The 15,614-nt window shown below is 70.5% G+C and carries 11 protein-coding genes; 4 read left to right on the forward strand and 7 right to left on the reverse strand.

The features are described from left to right. Positions 1-13: 13 nt before the first annotated feature. Entirely contained in the window at positions 14-1,744 is a 1,731-nt protein-coding gene (gene araD / locus QFW96_RS08095) for an L-arabinonate dehydratase (RefSeq protein WP_281454928.1), read from the forward strand. 50 nt (positions 1,745-1,794) lie between these two features. Continuing rightward, positions 1,795-2,697 (forward strand): dihydrodipicolinate synthase family protein, encoded by a 903-nt coding sequence (locus QFW96_RS08100; protein ID WP_281454929.1) that lies wholly within the window; start codon positions 1,795-1,797, stop codon positions 2,695-2,697. A gap of 185 nt (positions 2,698-2,882) precedes the next feature. On the opposite strand, the gene QFW96_RS08105 is transcribed toward QFW96_RS08100, so the two are convergent. The 6 genes from QFW96_RS08105 to QFW96_RS08130 all read right to left on the reverse strand — a co-directional run bounded on the left by QFW96_RS08105 (position 2,883) and on the right by QFW96_RS08130 (position 12,455). Next, a complete protein-coding gene (locus QFW96_RS08105) occupies positions 2,883-6,260 on the reverse strand; it encodes a pyruvate carboxylase (protein ID WP_281454930.1) in 3,378 nt (1,125 codons plus the stop codon). A gap of 331 nt (positions 6,261-6,591) precedes the next feature. Beyond that, the gene (gene recG, locus QFW96_RS08110) at positions 6,592-8,829 is read right to left on the reverse strand and encodes an ATP-dependent DNA helicase RecG (RefSeq protein ID WP_281454931.1); all 2,238 of its coding nucleotides are present in this window, start codon (positions 8,827-8,829) and stop codon (positions 6,592-6,594) included. A 39-nt stretch (positions 8,830-8,868) separates the two neighbouring features. Next, positions 8,869-9,327 carry a hypothetical protein gene (locus QFW96_RS08115; RefSeq protein ID WP_281454932.1) on the reverse strand — a complete coding sequence of 153 codons (459 nt, stop codon included), beginning with the start codon at positions 9,325-9,327 and terminating at the stop codon, positions 8,869-8,871. A 183-nt stretch (positions 9,328-9,510) separates the two neighbouring features. After that, a complete protein-coding gene (locus QFW96_RS08120) occupies positions 9,511-10,455 on the reverse strand; it encodes a DUF1648 domain-containing protein (RefSeq protein WP_281454933.1) in 945 nt (314 codons plus the stop codon). Further along, positions 10,452-10,799, reverse strand: a complete 348-nt coding sequence (locus QFW96_RS08125) for a GntR family transcriptional regulator (protein WP_281454934.1) — start codon at positions 10,797-10,799, stop codon at positions 10,452-10,454. The genes QFW96_RS08120 and QFW96_RS08125 overlap by 4 nt, the downstream gene beginning before the upstream one ends. Before the next feature lie 96 nt (positions 10,800-10,895). Then, positions 10,896-12,455: a DAK2 domain-containing protein gene (locus QFW96_RS08130; RefSeq protein ID WP_281454935.1), complete on the reverse strand. Its 1,560-nt coding sequence runs from the start codon at positions 12,453-12,455 to the stop codon at positions 10,896-10,898. A gap of 292 nt (positions 12,456-12,747) precedes the next feature. Here QFW96_RS08130 and rpmB point away from each other — a divergent pair, with 292 nt between their 5' ends. Next, on the forward strand, positions 12,748-12,939 hold the full coding sequence (gene rpmB, locus QFW96_RS08135; RefSeq protein WP_281454936.1) for a 50S ribosomal protein L28: 192 nt from the start codon (positions 12,748-12,750) through the stop codon (positions 12,937-12,939). Positions 12,940-13,217: 278 nt separating this feature from the next. Here the strand turns inward: rpmB and QFW96_RS08140 are convergent, their stop codons facing one another. After that, entirely contained in the window at positions 13,218-13,892 is a 675-nt protein-coding gene (locus QFW96_RS08140; protein ID WP_281454937.1) for a uracil-DNA glycosylase, read from the reverse strand. 361 nt (positions 13,893-14,253) lie between these two features. Here QFW96_RS08140 and QFW96_RS08145 point away from each other — a divergent pair, with 361 nt between their 5' ends. Next, on the forward strand, positions 14,254-15,582 hold the full coding sequence (locus tag QFW96_RS08145) for an MFS transporter (RefSeq protein ID WP_281454938.1): 1,329 nt from the start codon (positions 14,254-14,256) through the stop codon (positions 15,580-15,582). Positions 15,583-15,614 lie beyond the last annotated feature (32 nt).

Consider the following 15,614-nt stretch of genomic DNA (forward strand, 5'->3'; position numbering starts at 1 on the left):
GGAGTTCGCGGCCATGTCCCGTCCCAGGCTCACCGCCGAGCAGCTGCGCAGTCACCGCTGGTTCGGCGTGGACACCATGCGCTCCTTCGGGCACAAGTCCCGCGCCAAGCAGATGGGCTACGACGCCGAGGACTACTCGGGCAAGCCGGTGATCGGCATCGTCAACACCTGGAGCGAGATCAACCCGTGCCACCGGCACTTCCGGGAGCGGGCCGAGGACGTCAAGCGCGGCGTCCTGCAGGCGGGCGGGTTCCCGCTGGAGCTGCCCGCGATGTCGCTGTCGGAGCCGTTCCAGAAGCCGACGACGATGCTCTACCGGAACATGCTCGCGATGGAGACCGAGGAGCTGCTGCGCTCCTACCCGGTCGACGGCTGCGTGCTCATGGGCGGCTGCGACAAGACCACACCGGGCCTGATCATGGGCGCGACCAGCGCGGACGTGCCGTCGATCTTCCTGCCTGCCGGGCCGATGCTCAAGGGGCGCTGGAAGGGCGTGACGCTGGGCAGCGGTTCGGACACCTGGAAGTACTGGGCGCAGCGGCGCGCGGGCACCCTCGGCGAGCGGGAGTGGGGCGAGATCGAGGACGGCATCGCCCGCTCCTCCGGTCACTGCATGACGATGGGCACGGCCTCGACGATGACGGCCGCGGCCGAGGCCCTGGGGCTGACGCTGACCGGCGGGTCCTCGATCCCGGCGGCGTTCTCGCACCACCCGCAGCTGGCCGTGGCCACCGGGCGCCGGATCGTCGATCTGGTCTGGGAGGACTTCCGGCCGCGCGAGTTCCTCACCCGGGAGGCGTTCGAGAACGCCGTCGCGGTGGTGATGGCGATGGGCGGTTCCACGAACGCGGTCATCCACCTGGTCGCGATGGCCGGCCGCGCGGAGGTCGAGCTGCCGCTGGAGGTCTTCGACGAGCTGTCCCGGAAGGTCCCGGCGCTGGCCAACATCCGCCCGTCGGGCGACTACCTGATGGAGGACTTCCACGACGCGGGCGGGCTGCGCGGGTTGATGGCCGAGCTCGGCGAGCTGCTGCACCGCGACGCGATCACGGTCACCGGCCGCGCGCTGGGCGAGGACCTCGACGGCGCGGAGGTCCACGACGCCGACGTGATCCGCCGCCGCGACGACCCCCTGTCCGAGCAGGGCGGGCTGGCCGTGCTGCGCGGGTCGCTGGCACCCGACGGCTGCGTGATCAAGACCAGCGCGGCCAGCCCCGAGCTGCTGCGGCACCGGGGCCGGGCGGTGGTGTTCGACTCCTACGAGGACATGGAGGCTCGCGTCGACGCCGACGACCTCGACGTCGACGCGAGCTCGGTGCTGATCCTGCGCGGCGCGGGCCCGCTGGGCGGCCCGGGCATGCCGGAGTGGGGCATGCTGCCGATCCCGAAGAAGCTGCTGCGCGAGGGCGTCACCGACATGGTGCGGATCTCCGACGCGCGGATGAGCGGCACCAGCTACGGCACCTGCGTGCTGCACGTGGCTCCGGAGTCGTTCGCGGGAGGCCCGTTGGCGCTGGTGCGCGACGGCGACGTCGTCGAGCTCGACGTCGACGGCCGGAGGCTGGACCTGCGCGTCGACGAGGCGGAGCTGGAGCGCAGGCGCGCGGAGTGGACGCCACCGGAACCGGTCTTCGCGCGCGGCTACGGGAAGTTGTTCGCCCAGCACATCACCCAGGCCGACCGGGGCTGCGACTTCGACTTCCTCGAAGGCTCCGGCGGGGCGCCCGAACCGGCCATCCACTGAGACGACCAGACAACCGAGACGACCAGCCACTGAGACGAGCGGAGACGACGATGGCGACCAGCGTCGACGCGCTGCGCGGGGTCACCGCGATCACCGTGACCCCGTTCGACGGGGCGGGCGCCCCGGACTGGTCCGGCTACGAGGCGATCGTGGCGCGGATGGGTGAGGCCGGGGTGCAGGTGATCACGCCCAACGGCAACACCAGCGAGTTCTACGCGCTGTCCCGCACCGAGTGGCAGCGGGCCAACGAGGTCACCGCGGCCGCGGCGGGCGCGTCGGTGGTGATGCCGGGTGTCGGCTACGACGTCGGCACCGCCAAGGACATGGCGGTGGCGGTGCAGCAGCTCGGGGCGCCGCTGGCGATGCTGCACCAGCCGGTGCACCCGCACCAGTCGGTGGCCGGGTGGGTCGCCTACAACCGGGAGATCGCCCAGTCCGCGCCCGGGCTCGGGTTCGTGCTCTACGTCAAGGACACCCGGATCGGCTCCGACGCGCTGGGCTCGCTGTTCGACGCCTGCCCGAACGTGGTCGGCATCAAGTACGCGGTGCCCGATCCGCTGCGCTTCGGCGAGATCTGCGCGTCGCTGGGCACGGACCGGGTGGCCTGGTCGTGCGGGCTGGCCGAGCGCTGGGCGCCGTCGTTCTGGCCGCTGGGCGCGGCCGGGTTCACCTCGGGCGGTGTCAACGTCGCACCGAGGTTGTCGCTGGACTACCTGGCCGCGCTGCGCTCCGGCGACCAGGGGGAGGTCCGGCGGCTGTGGGCGTTGATCGCGCCGTTCGAGGAGCTGCGCGCCGAGGACGCCACGGCCCGCAACGTCGCGGTGGTCAAGGAGGCGCTGGCCCAGCAGGGCCTGTGCGGGGCGACGGTGCGGCCACCGGCTGGTGACCTGTCGCCGCAGCAGCGGGAGCAGGTCACCGAGATCCTCGCGTCCTGGGCCGAGGCGGGTTACTGACCGCCGATCCGCACGAACACCGGGCCGACGAAGGGCAATCGGTGTTGCCTGGGGCGCTGAGGGGCTGAGAAGCGTTCAGGCACAAGAAGCGGGCCGCTCCCTCGGGGGAGGGAGCGGCCCGTTCCGGGGTCCGGCTCAGGTTGTGCGGTGGGGGGCTTTCTCCTGGATCGTCCCCCACCCCGGGATCAGCCGAGTTCGATGATGAGGTCTCCGCCCTCGACCTGCTGCACCGCACCGATGGCGAGGCGCTTGACCTGGCCGCTCTGCGGGGCGGTGATCGCGGCCTCCATCTTCATGGCCTCGATCGTGGCGACGGTCTGACCCGACTCGACGGCGTCGCCCTCGGCGACGGCCAGCGTGACCACGCCCGCGAACGGGGCGGGCACGTGACCCGGGTTGCCGCGGTCCGCCTTCTCGGCGACCGGCAGGTCGGTGGCCACCGAGCGGTCGCGGACCTGGATCGGCCGCAGCTGCCCGTTGAGCACCGCCATGACGGTGCGCATGCCGCGCTCGTCGGGTTCGCTGATGGCCTCCAGCCCGATGAGCAGCCGCACGCCGGGCTCCAGGTCCACCGAGTACTCCTCCCCCGGCTTGAGGCCGTAGAAGAAGTCCTTGCTGCGCAGCAGCGAGGTGTCGCCGTAGGCGTCGCGGTGGTCCTGGAACTCCTTGGTGGGCTTGGCGAACATCAGCCGGTTGAGCGTGTTGCGCCGGTCGTTGACCAGCCCGTCGCGGTCCTCGGTGGACAGTTCCGCGATCTTGCGGGTGCTGGTGCGGCCTTCCAGCGCGCGGGTGCGGAACGGCTCCGGCCACCCGGCGGGCGGGTCGCCCAGCTCGCCCTGCAGGAACCCGATCACCGAGTCGGGGATGTCGAACTTGCGCGGCTCGGCCTCGAAGTCGGACGGGTCGACGCCCGCACCGACCAGGTGCAGCGCCAGGTCACCGACGACCTTCGAGGACGGGGTGACCTTGACCAGCCGACCGAGGATGCGGTCCGCGGCGGCGTACATGGCCTCGATCTCCTCGAACTTGTCGCCGAGGCCGAGCGCCACCGCCTGGGTGCGCAGGTTGGACAGCTGACCGCCGGGGATCTCGTGCGAGTAGACGCGGCCGGTCGGCGAGGCCAGGCCGGCCTCGAAGGGCTGGTAGATCTTGCGGACCGATTCCCAGTAGGGCTCCAGGTCGCACACCGACTGCAGGTCCAGGCCGGTGGTGCGCTCGGTGTAGTCGGTCGCGGCCACCAGCGAGGACAGCGCGGGCTGCGAGGTGGTGCCCGCCATCGACGCGGTCGCCGCGTCCACGGCGTCCACACCGGACCGGATGGCGGCCGTGTAGGTGGCCAGCTGCCCGCCCGCGGTGTCGTGGGTGTGCAGGTGCACCGGCAGGTCGAACTCCTTGCGCAGCGCGGTGACCAGCTTCTCCGCGGCGGGGGCGCGCAGCAGTCCGGCCATGTCCTTGATGGCCAGCACGTGCGCACCGGCCTCGACGATCTGCTCCGCGAGGCGCAGGTAGTAGTCCAGTGTGTACAGCTTCTCGTCCGGGTTGGACAGATCAGCGGTGTAGCACAGCGCGACCTCGGCCACGGACTTTCCGGTGTTGCGCACGGCTTCGATGGCCGGGCGCATCTGCTCGACGTCGTTGAGCGCGTCGAAGATCCGGAAGATGTCGATGCCGGTGTCGGTGGCCTCCTGCACGAAGTGCTCGGTGACCTCCGTCGGGTACGGCGTGTAGCCGACGGTGTTGCGGCCGCGCAGCAGCATCTGCAGGCAGATGTTGGGGACGGCTTCGCGCAGCTTGGCCAGCCGCTCCCACGGGTCCTCGGCGAGGAACCGCAGCGCGACGTCGTAGGTGGCCCCGCCCCAGCACTCCAGCGACAGCAGGTCGGGGGTCATCCGGGCCACGTGCGGCGCGACGGCCAGCAGGTCCTTGCTGCGCACCCGGGTGGCCAGCAGCGACTGGTGGGCGTCGCGGAAGGTGGTGTCGGTGACGCCGACCTGGTTGGCCTCGCGCATCCACCGCGCGAAGCCCTCGGGGCCGAGCTCGGTGAGCTTCTGCTTGGAGCCGGGCAGCGGCGTGGCGGTGAGGTCGACCTCGGGGAGCTTGAAGCTCGGGTCGGCGGCGCTCGGGCGCGGACCGTTGGGCTGGTTGACCGTGACGTCGGCGAGGTAGCTGAGCATCCGCGTGCCGCGGTCGGCGGAGTGCCGGGCGGTGAGCAGGTGCGGGCGCTCGCCGATGAACGAGGTGGTGACGCGGCCCGCGCCGAAGTCGTCGTCGTCGAGCACCGCCTGCAGGAACGGGATGTTCGTGGCGACGCCGCGGATCCGGAACTCGGCGAGGGCGCGGCGGGCGCGGCCGACGGCGGTCGGGAAGTCCCGGCCACGGCAGGACAGCTTGACCAGCATCGAGTCGAAGTGCGCGCTGATGCTGGTGCCGGCGAAGGCGGTGCCGCCGTCGAGGCGGATGCCCGCTCCGCCGGGCGAGCGGTAAGCGCTGATCATGCCGGTGTCGGGGCGGAACCCGTTGGCCGGGTCCTCGGTGGTGATGCGGCACTGCAGGGCGGCGCCGCGCAGCCGGATCTTGTCCTGGGTCATGCCCAGGTCCTCCAGCGTCTCACCGGCCGCGATGCGCAGCTGCGACTGCACGAGGTCGGCGTCGGTGACCTCCTCGGTCACGGTGTGCTCGACCTGGATGCGCGGGTTCATCTCGATGAACACGTGGTTGCCGCGCTCGTCGACGAGGAACTCGACGGTTCCGGCGTTGACGTAGCCGATCTTGCGGGCGAAGGCGACCGCGTCGGCGCAGATCCGCTCCCGCAGCTGCGGGTCGAGGTTGGGGGCCGGGGCGATCTCGATGACCTTCTGGTGGCGCCGCTGCACCGAGCAGTCGCGCTCGAAGAGGTGCACGACGTTGCCGTGCCCGTCGGCGAGGATCTGCACCTCGATGTGCCGCGGGTTGACCACGGCCTGCTCCAGGAACACGGTCGGGTCGCCGAAGGCGGACTCGGCTTCGCGCATGGCGGCTTCGAGGGCCTCGCGCAGCGCGGGGGGCTCGTCGACGCGGCGCATGCCGCGACCGCCACCACCGGCGACGGCCTTGACGAAGACCGGGAAGGTCATCTGCTCGGACGCGGCGAGCAGTTCGTCGAGGTCGCGGGACGGCGCGGAGGAGTCCAGCACCGGGACGCCGGCTTCGCGCGCGGCGGCGACGGCGGTGGCCTTGTTGCCGGTCATCTCGAGGATCTGCTGGCGCGGGCCGACGAAGGTGATGCCGGCTTCGTGGCAGGCCTTGGCCAGCTCGGGGTTCTCCGAGAGGAAGCCGTAGCCCGGGTAGACCGCGTCGGCGCCCGCCTGGCGCGCGGCCTTGATGATCTCGTCGACGGAGAGGTAGGCCCGGACCGGGTGGCCGGGTTCGCCGATCTCGTACGACTCGTCGGCTTTCAGCCGGTGCAGCGAGTTGCGGTCTTCATGCGGGAAGACCGCGACGGTCCCCGCCCCCAGCTCGTAGGCGGCGCGAAAAGCGCGAATCGCAATCTCGCCGCGGTTCGCGACGAGCACCTTGCGGAACATGCCGGCTCCCTCGGATAACAGGCGTCGGTCGGTGCAGGAGACACTACCGCGAAAATTCCCCGTTACGGGAGAACCCGTCAGGTGACGAAGACCTCGACACCCCTTATGACCAGCCCAAACGCCGGTTGTGCACAAGCTGTAGCGGAAAGAAAATCATGCGAATTTTCCGCTGGCGGAACTTTCGCTCACCTATTCGAGGCTTGGAGGCCGCCGCGAGGCCACTCGCCGACGATTTTCGCCGCAATCGCCCGGTGTCGATCTTTTCCAAGATTCGGGCAGTTCTCGCCAGAACTGCCCAGCATCCGGGATTTTCACCCGATTCGGAAGATGATCACGACTTTTCGAGGTACTCCGCGCGCTCCTCGTCGACCACCTCGGCCACCATCCGCGCCAGTCCCGGATGCTCCCGCAACTCCGGATCCACCGCCACCACGCGGTCCGCCTCGTCACGCGCCTGGGCGATCACGTCCTCGTCCCGCAGCAGCGACAGCATCTTCAACCCGGACTTGCGACCGGACTGGGCCGCACCCAGGATGTCGCCTTCGCGGCGCAGCTCCAGGTCCAGCCGCGCCAGCTCGAAACCGTCCGTCGTGGAGGCGACCGCGTCCAGCCGCTCCCGCGTGGTGGTGCCGCCCATCGCCTCGGTGACCAGCAGGCACAGGCCCGGCGCGCTGCCCCGGCCGACCCGGCCGCGCAGCTGGTGCAGCTGCGAGACGCCGAACCGGTCCGCGTCCATGATCACCATGACGGTCGCGTTGGGGACGTTGACGCCGACCTCGATCACCGTGGTCGCCACCAGCACGTCCAGCTCGCCCGCGGCGAACGAGCGCATCACCGCGTCCTTGTCGTCGGGCGCGAGCCTGCCGTGCAGGATTCCCAGCCGCAGCCCCGAAAGCGGACCCGCCGCCAGCTGCTCGGCCACGTCGATCACCGCGACCGGCGGGCGCCGCTGCTCCCCGCCGTCGTCGTCCGGCGGCGGCTCCTCGCCGTCACCGTCATCCACAGTGGACTTCTTCTTCGACTTCTTGCCCTTGCCCGAGGGCTCCTCGTCGTCGCCGATGCGCGGGCACACCACGTACACCTGGTGCCCGGCGGCGACCTCCTCGTGGATCCGCGCCCACGCGCGGTCCAGCCACGCCGGCTTCTCCGACACCGGGACCACGCTGGTGCTGATCGGCGAACGCCCTTGCGGGAGCTCGCGCAGCGCCGAGGTCTCCAGATCGCCGTAGACCGTCATCGCCACCGTTCGCGGGATCGGCGTCGCCGTCATCACCAGCACGTGCGGCGCGGTCTCGTCGCCCCCGCGCGCCCGCAGCGCGTCGCGCTGCTCGACTCCGAAGCGGTGCTGCTCGTCGACCACCACCAGCCCGAGATCGGCGAAGGACACCTTGTCCTGGATCAACGCGTGCGTGCCGACCACGATCCCGGCCTCGCCCGAGGCCGCCTCCAGCATCGCCTGGCGCCGCTGCGCGGTGCTGAGCGAACCGGTCAGCAGCGTCACCCGGGTCGCGTTCTCCGCCCCGCCCAGCTCACCGGCCATGGCCAGCTCGCCGAGCAGCTCGCGCAGCGACCGCGCGTGCTGGGCGGCCAGGACCTCGGTCGGCGCGAGCATCGCCGCCTGCCGACCGGCGTCGACTACCTGCAGCATCGCGCGCAGCGCCACGATCGTCTTGCCGCTGCCGACCTCGCCCTGGACCAGGCGGTTCATCGGGTGCGCGGTGCCCAGGTCTGCGGCGATCTGCTCGCCGATCTCCTGCTGCCCCCGGGTGAGCTGGAACGGCATCCGCTCGTCGAAGGCCGCCCGCACCCCGTCGTCGCGGCGCTCGCACACCGGCGCCGGGCGCTCCTCGATGGCGCTGCGGCGCTGGGCGAGGATCAGCTGCACGGCCAGCGCCTCGTCCCACTTGAGCCGGTCCTGCGCAGCGGCGACCTCGCCGAAGTTCTGCGGCCGGTGGATCTTGCGGAGCGCGTCCTCCAACGAGGACATGCCCAGGCGCTCGCGCAGCTCGGTGGGCAGCGGGTCATCGGTGCCGTCCCAGACGTCGAGGACCTGACCGACGCAGCGGGCGATCGACCACGACGGCAGTCCCTGCGCCGACGGGTAGACCGGCAGCAGCGCGGCCGCGAACTCCTCGGCCGCCGCCCCCACGTCGGTGGCCTCCGAGTCGAACAGCTGGTACTCGGGGTGCGACAGCTGCAGCTGCTCGCGGAACGCGGTCACCTTGCCCGCGAACATGCCGCGCTTGCCCGGGATGAGCTCCCGCTCCCGCCATGCCTGGTTGAAGAACGTGCACGACAGCGAGCGGTGCCCGTCGGTGATGCGGGCCTCGACGATGGTGCCGCGGCGGGACTTCATGGTCCGCTTGGTGACCCGCTCGACCTTGGCCAGCACGGTCGCGTGCTCGCCGAGCTCCAGCCCGGCGATCGCGGTCAGCTCACCGCGCTCGGCGTAGCGGCGCGGGTAGTGCCGCAGCAGGTCGCCGACGGTGACCAGGCCCAGCGCGGATTCGAGCGCCTTACCGGTCTTGGCCCCCAACAGCCGGTCGAGCTTGGCGTCCAATGTGGTCACTGAAAGTCCTCCGCCTGCGTCCTCGGATGGCACCGCGAGCTACTCGGCGGTGCCCGCGGTCTCCCGGCCGCCGAACCGCCAGCCCGCCCACGCCATGGGCAGCGCCCCGAGCAGCAGCCAGCCCTCACCGGAGAGCTCACCGGCGTCGCGGAAGTCCGGCGCGTCGACGTTGGCCCACGTCGTCAGCACCACGGTCCCCAGCATCACCCAGCCGAACACCGCGATCACGGCCCCCGCCACCGCCGTGGCACGCGTCCGCAGCACACCCCGCAGCACCAGCGCACCCCACACGGCGGCGACCACCAGCCACCACACCAGCTTGCCGACCAGGAAATCGCGCAGCGAACTCGACGTCTCCGGCGTCCCGGTCGAGGTCCACTCGACGGCGATCGGCTCGGGCAACCGAGCCCGCAGCGCCATCGGCACGGCGAGCATCAGCACGGCCACGAGCAGCGTCCAGCCGGTGATCAACCACAGGTACCGGCTCCGGATTCGCACTGCTGGCTCCCTCGACGACTCGCACCGAGATTAGCGGCACACCCCGACGACCCGTCCCACCACCCGCGACGACGCGCGGACGACGACAGAAAGGTTCCCATCCCCAGGTGAGAGGAACGCCCCCTCCGCGGGTGACAGGAAAGCTCCCCTCCTCCCACCGGCGTGACAGGAAGGTTCCCGTGCTCACATCGAGCGCTCCGCGAGCAGGGCGTTGACCAGTTCGGCTCCGCGTTCGGGCTTGTCGACGCTGATGACGAAGTCGCGGCCGGAGGTCAGGCGCAGGACCAGGCACTCGCCGCCGCGCAGCATGATCGCCGTGGTGGCGGGGAGGACGCGGTAGCCCCAGCCACCGACTTCCAGGGCGCGGTGGTTCGCGACGCTCGCGACGCGGATCTGGTCGAGGCGGATGCGGCGGACCGGGTAGCGCTGCAGACCGAACGCGACGTGCACGCCTCGCTCGTCGACCCGGACCCGGGCCGAGGACAGGGCCGCCACCAGCAGCCCGATCAGCAGCACCGGTACGCCGACGGGCGGGTTCACCAGCAGGATCAGTCCCACCGCGACGAGCATCGTCGCCGCACCGACCGCGATGAGCACCGGGCTGGACACCGGCGAGATCCAGACCTCGCGCCGACCGGGTGCCAGGTCGAGCTCGCCGGCCGCCTCGGGTTCGGCGCCGGGCTCGTCGGGTCCCCGGTTGCCGAGCAGCCAGCCGATCCACGCGGCGACCGCCGCCCCGCCCAGCACCGGGAGCAGGTGCCACATCGGCAGACGAACGTCCTGCCAGGCGACGTGGTCGAGGTTGACCCACACCGTCGAGCCCAGAATTCCCGCGAAGAACAGGGCACCGGCACCCAGTACCGCGGCGCTGCCGGCTCGATGGACGCGGCGCTCACCGGCGGTTCCGGCGATCACCGCGAACACCGCCAGCAGCAGCCAGCCCGGCATCATGACCAGCGGGAACCGGGCCAGCGGGATGGAGTCGTCGGCGACGCCGTCGAAGCTCCAGTGGCTGGCGATCGGATCCGGAAGCCGGTCGCGCAGCAACACCAGCGGCGTGATCAGGGCGACCGTCACGAGCACCGACCACAGCAGCGAGACGACCAGGAACGTCTTCCGGTGGTTCACGATTCCTCCTCGATCCACCGCACGAGGTCGGCGGCGGTGTAGCCGTGGCGGTGCGCTTCGGCGAGCAGTTCGCGCGCCCGGGACCGCAGTGCCACCTCCGGGTCCGGCTTGCGCAGCACCGTCACCCCGCGGCCGCGGCGGAACTCCAGCAGTCCTTCGGCCCGCAGCTCGCGCAGCGCGCGCAGCACGGTGTTGGCGTTGACGCGCATCGCGTCGGCGAGATCGCGCGCGGGCGGCAACCGATCGCCCGGCTCGACCTCCCCGTCGGCGATGGCGCGCCGGATCGCGTCGGCGGCCTGCTCGTGCAGCGGCCGCTCGTCCTCAAGATCCAACGAGAGCAACATGGTGCTAATGACACTAGCACCATCGATGTCATCCTGGAACGAAGACGAGGGAACCTTCCTGCCGTGACAGAAAGGTTCCCTTCCTCGCAGAACGGGCTACTCGATGCCGATCAGCAGCAAGGCGTCCAGGGCACCCGCGGGGTAGGTGGCCATCTCCACCTCGGGGTGGGCGCGGCGGAGGTGAGCGGAAAGTTCCCCGGGCAGGTCAGCGGGAGTGTTGTCGCCCACCAGGGCGGTCAGCAGCTCGCCGCCGAGCGCCAGCATCCGGGTCAGCAGCTCCTGGGCCGTGACCGCGAGGTCCTCGCCGATGAGCACGACCTCGCCGTCGATCAGACCGAGGATGTCGCCGGGACGGCAGCGACCCACCCACGTCAGGGCCTCCACGTCGGCGACGTAGAGCTCCCCGCGCCGGGTCGCCGCGGCGGCCTCGGCCATCGCGACCTGGTCGTCGGCGCGACGCCGGTACGCGTCGTGCACCGCGAGCGCGGCCAGGCCCTGCACCGGCGAGGCCGTCGGCACCACCACGACCTCCGGCGCTCCCTTGGGCAGATCGGTGACCGCGCGCTCCACCACCAGAGCCGTGTCCAGGTCGTTGGGCAGCACCACCACGTGGCCCGCGCCGGTGCCGGTGAATGCCTCCCGCCACTCGGCCGGGACCGGCATCGACTCCACGACCAGCACGTCCGCGCCCTCGGCGGCGAAGATCTCGCCCAGGGCCTCACTGGGCACGCACGCCAGCACCGCCACGTCGCGGGGGTAGGCCTCCTGCTGATCGGCGAAGCGCGTCACCTTGATCCGGTGCACCCGGCCCGACTCGACGCCCGCCTCGATCGCTCCCCCGATCTCGTCGCAGTGCACGTGCACCGCCCACGACCCGGACCCGTCACCCACGACCGAAACGCAGTCGCCCAACTCCCCCAGCCGCTCGCGCAGCGCCTCCGCGCAGCCCGCGTCGGTGTCGGCCAGCAGGTACATGACCTCGTAGTCGAAGCTCGACTCGTGCTCCAGCAGATCCGCCTCCGCCGGAACCGGGGAGCTCGGAGCCAGCCACTCGCCGTCCCGGACCACCGCGTTCAACGCGTCCAGCAGGACCACCACGCCCCGACCGCCCGCGTCCACCACACCCGCGTCCGACAGCACCGGCAGCTGCGCCGGGGTCGCGGCCAGTGCCTCGACCGCGGCCCGGGTCGAACCCCGCACCACCTCGGCCAGCTCGTCGGTGCCCCGGGCACCGTGCGCGGCCGCGCGCAGCACCGACAGCACGGTTCCCTCCTGCGGTTCCGCGACCGCGCGGCGAGCCAGCTGCTCCGCCCGCGTCAACGCCTCCCGCCACAGCGGACCGTCGGCCGTGACCGCGTCCCGCAGCTGCTCGGCCACGCCCCGCAACGCCTGCGACAGCAGCATCCCGGAGTTCCCGCACGCCCCGCCCAGCGCGCCCTTCGCCAACGCGTCCAGCACACCGCCGAGCGTGTCCGGCGCGGACTCGTCCAAGGTCAGCACCGCCGCCCGCATCGTCTGCAGCAGGTTCGTGCCGGTGTCGCCGTCGGCGACCGGGAAGACGTTGATGCGGTCGATCGACTCGCGCTCGGCGGTCAACGCCGACAGGGCCAGGTCCGCCCAGCGGCGGGCAGCCGCCGCGTTCAGCGTCCGCAACACCCGGGAACCTCCCACGCACGTTACGATCGGTTGGAACCGAGACTATCCGCAGTCGGCGCGCTCGCGGTGCTCCGCCGCACATCGGCCCCCACCTCGGAAGGAGCCGGTGGCGGTGGGCTAGACTGACCCGGTCCCAGGGTGGCGATGACCCCGGGCGACCGGGTTCTCCGGGCTCAGGCCGCCGCACGGCGGTGAGCAGGAAGCGCTCCCGCAGGTGCCTCTCCGCTTCGGCGTGGCACGACTGCAGAGCTCTCATCGCTGTAACCGTCAAGCAAAGTAAGGGGTGTCTGACGTGGCTGCCGTCTGCGACGTCTGTGGCAAGGGACCAGGCTTCGGCAACTCGGTCTCGCACTCCCACCGGAAGACCAAGCGCCGGTGGAACCCGAACATTCAGACCGTGCACGCCAAGATCGGTCTGTCCCAGCGCAAGCGCATGAACGTCTGCACGTCCTGCATGAAGGCCGGCAAGATCGTCCGCGGCTGAGGGTTTTGAGTCTGGGAGCCCCGAGGTGGTTGCGCCTCGGGGTTTTCTGCTGTTCAGGGCAGGAAGGACGAGCTCGTCAGGCAACCGGCGAAGCCGGTTCCTCCTTGCCCCACCCTGGCAACCCGCACCGCCGCGGGTTCTCAGACGTCTTCTGGGGAGGACAGCCGACGTGTCGTGTATCGGCGCATACATAAGCCTCGGATCCCGGAGCCAGAAGGCGTCTGAGGTTCCGCTACCCGCACCGCCAAGCACGGGGACCACAGAGTAGTTGCTCTAGATCAGGGCAACTTCCAATCGATCGGCTCCCAGCCCTTGCTCTCCAAGATCTCGTTGGTCCTGGAGAAGGGCTTCGACCCGAAGAAGCCTCGGTCTGCTGACATGGGGCTCGGGTGCGGGGATTCGACGCACTCCACGCCGGGCATCAGGGGCCGGAGGTCTCGGGCGTCGCGGCCCCAGAGGATCGCCACCAGGGGCTCCTCCCGGGCGGCGAGGGCCTTGATGGCCTGGGCGGTGACCTGCTCCCAGCCCTTGCCGCGGTGCGAGCCGGGCTTGCCGGGGCTGACGGTGAGGGAGCGGTTGAGCAGCAGCACGCCGCGCTCGGTCCACGGGGTGAGGTCGCCGCTGGACGGCTTCGGGTGGCCGAGATCCTCGCAGTACTCCCGGAAGATGTTGACCAGGCTGCGCGGCGGCGCGACGCCCGGGGCGACCGAGAAGCTGAGCCCGACCGGGTGCCCCGGCGTCGGGTAGGGGTCCTGGCCCACGATCAGCACCCGCACGTCGTGGAACGGCTGCTGGAACGCGCGCAGCACGTTCTCCGGGGCGGGCAGGTAGGTGCGGCCCTCAGCGACCTCGGCGCGCAGGAAGTCCCCCATCGCCGCGATCTGATCCGCGACCGGCGCGAGTGCCTCCGCCCAGCCGGACTCGACGGTTTCGTGCAGTGGACGTGCTGCCATGCCGAGCAGATTAGCGATCGACTCCGAGGCGGTCGCGCACAGCCCCACGACCACCCAGAAGTGTCACACGTCACATACCGATGACGTAACGATGATCGCGAGTTCGCTCACATGCGTAATCGGAACTACTCCGAAAGCGCCATTTTCGCCCGTCATCGCGGAAATTCGTCTGTCAAATCAGTGACGCTGCGACAGGACGTTTCCGGCGCTCGGACAGCGCCGTTCCGCGAAAAGGAAATAACAGCGGAATGCTCGATCCAGCAGTTTTGGTGGCCTCGCCCAAGCCACTCGGCTAGGTTCTGGCGAAGTTCCAAATCGACCACGGCCGTGGAGACAAACACCCGGAGGTGGGCCGCACGTCATGACTTCTCAGCAACCAGCCGAAACAGAGGCCGAGCAGAAGTCGTTGCTGCGCCGCGCGGTCGGCGCAGCGGCAATCGGTAACTGCACGGAGTGGTACGACTTCGGCGTCTACGCCTACGTGGCCGCCTACGTCGGTCACCAGTTCTTCCCCGGCCCTTGGGAGACCGTCTCCGCGTTCGGCGTCTTCGCCATCTCCTTCCTGTTCCGACCGCTGGGCAGCCTGTTCTTCGGCCCGCTCGGCGACCGGATCGGCAGGCAGAAGGTGCTCGCCGTGACGATTCTGCTCATGTCGGGTTCGACGTTCCTCATCGGTCTGCTGCCGACCTACGGCGCCATCGGCATCGTCGCGCCGATGCTGCTGCTGTTGTGCCGGTTGGTGCAGGGCTTCTCCACCGGTGGCGAGTACGGCGGTGCCGCGACTTACATCGCCGAGTACGCCCCGGACCGCAAGCGCGGTTTCTGGGGTAGCTGGCTCGAATTCGGCACCCTGGTCGGATTCGGATTGGGCGCGCTGGTGCCGACGATCCTGATCCTGACGCTGGACAGCACCTCGATGGAGACCTGGGGCTGGCGCATTCCGTTCCTCATCGCCGGTCCGCTCGGCGGTGTCGGTCTGTACCTGCGGTCCAAGCTGGAGGACACCCCGGCGTTCAAGCAGCTGGAGAACACCCACCAGGTGGCCAAGTCTCCGCTGAAGGACCTGATCCGCGAGTGGTGGCGCCAACTGCTGATCCTGATGGGCATCGTGGTGCTCATCAACGTCGCCAACTACACGATCCTCACCTACATGGAGACCTACCTGTCGGACACGCTCGAAGTGCCCGACGGGCAGGAGCACCAGGTGCTGGTCCCGCTGCTGCTGACGGTCGTGTTCATGCTGGTCATCATCACGCCGGTCGGCGCGCTGTCGGACCGCATCGGCCGCAAGCCGCTGTTCGTGTCCGCGGCCATCTGCTTCCTGATCCTGCCGGTGCCCGCGTTCTGGCTCATCGGCCAGGGAACGGTGCTGACCACGATCCTGGGCCTGGCGCTGCTGGCGATCGGGCACGTGCAGCTGATCGGACCGCTGGCCGCGACGCTGCCGGCGATGTTCCCGACCAAGGTCCGCTACGCGGCCTTCTCGGTCGGCTATAACATCTCCACAGCCGCCTTCGGTGGTACTGCGCCGCTGATCAACGACGCTGTCGTGACCAACACCGGCAACAGCTACTTCCCCGCCTTCTACCTGATGGGCGCGGCACTGGTCGCACTGGTGCCGATCCTGCTCATGAAGGAGACCGCGAGGAAGCCGCTCATGCAGGACGCCCCGGCGGCGACGGCGAGCTGACGCCGAACCCACCACAGTCGAGAACGCCCCCG

Source organism: Saccharopolyspora ipomoeae, from assembly GCF_029952525.1.
Lineage (GTDB): Bacteria > Actinomycetota > Actinomycetes > Mycobacteriales > Pseudonocardiaceae > Saccharopolyspora > Saccharopolyspora ipomoeae.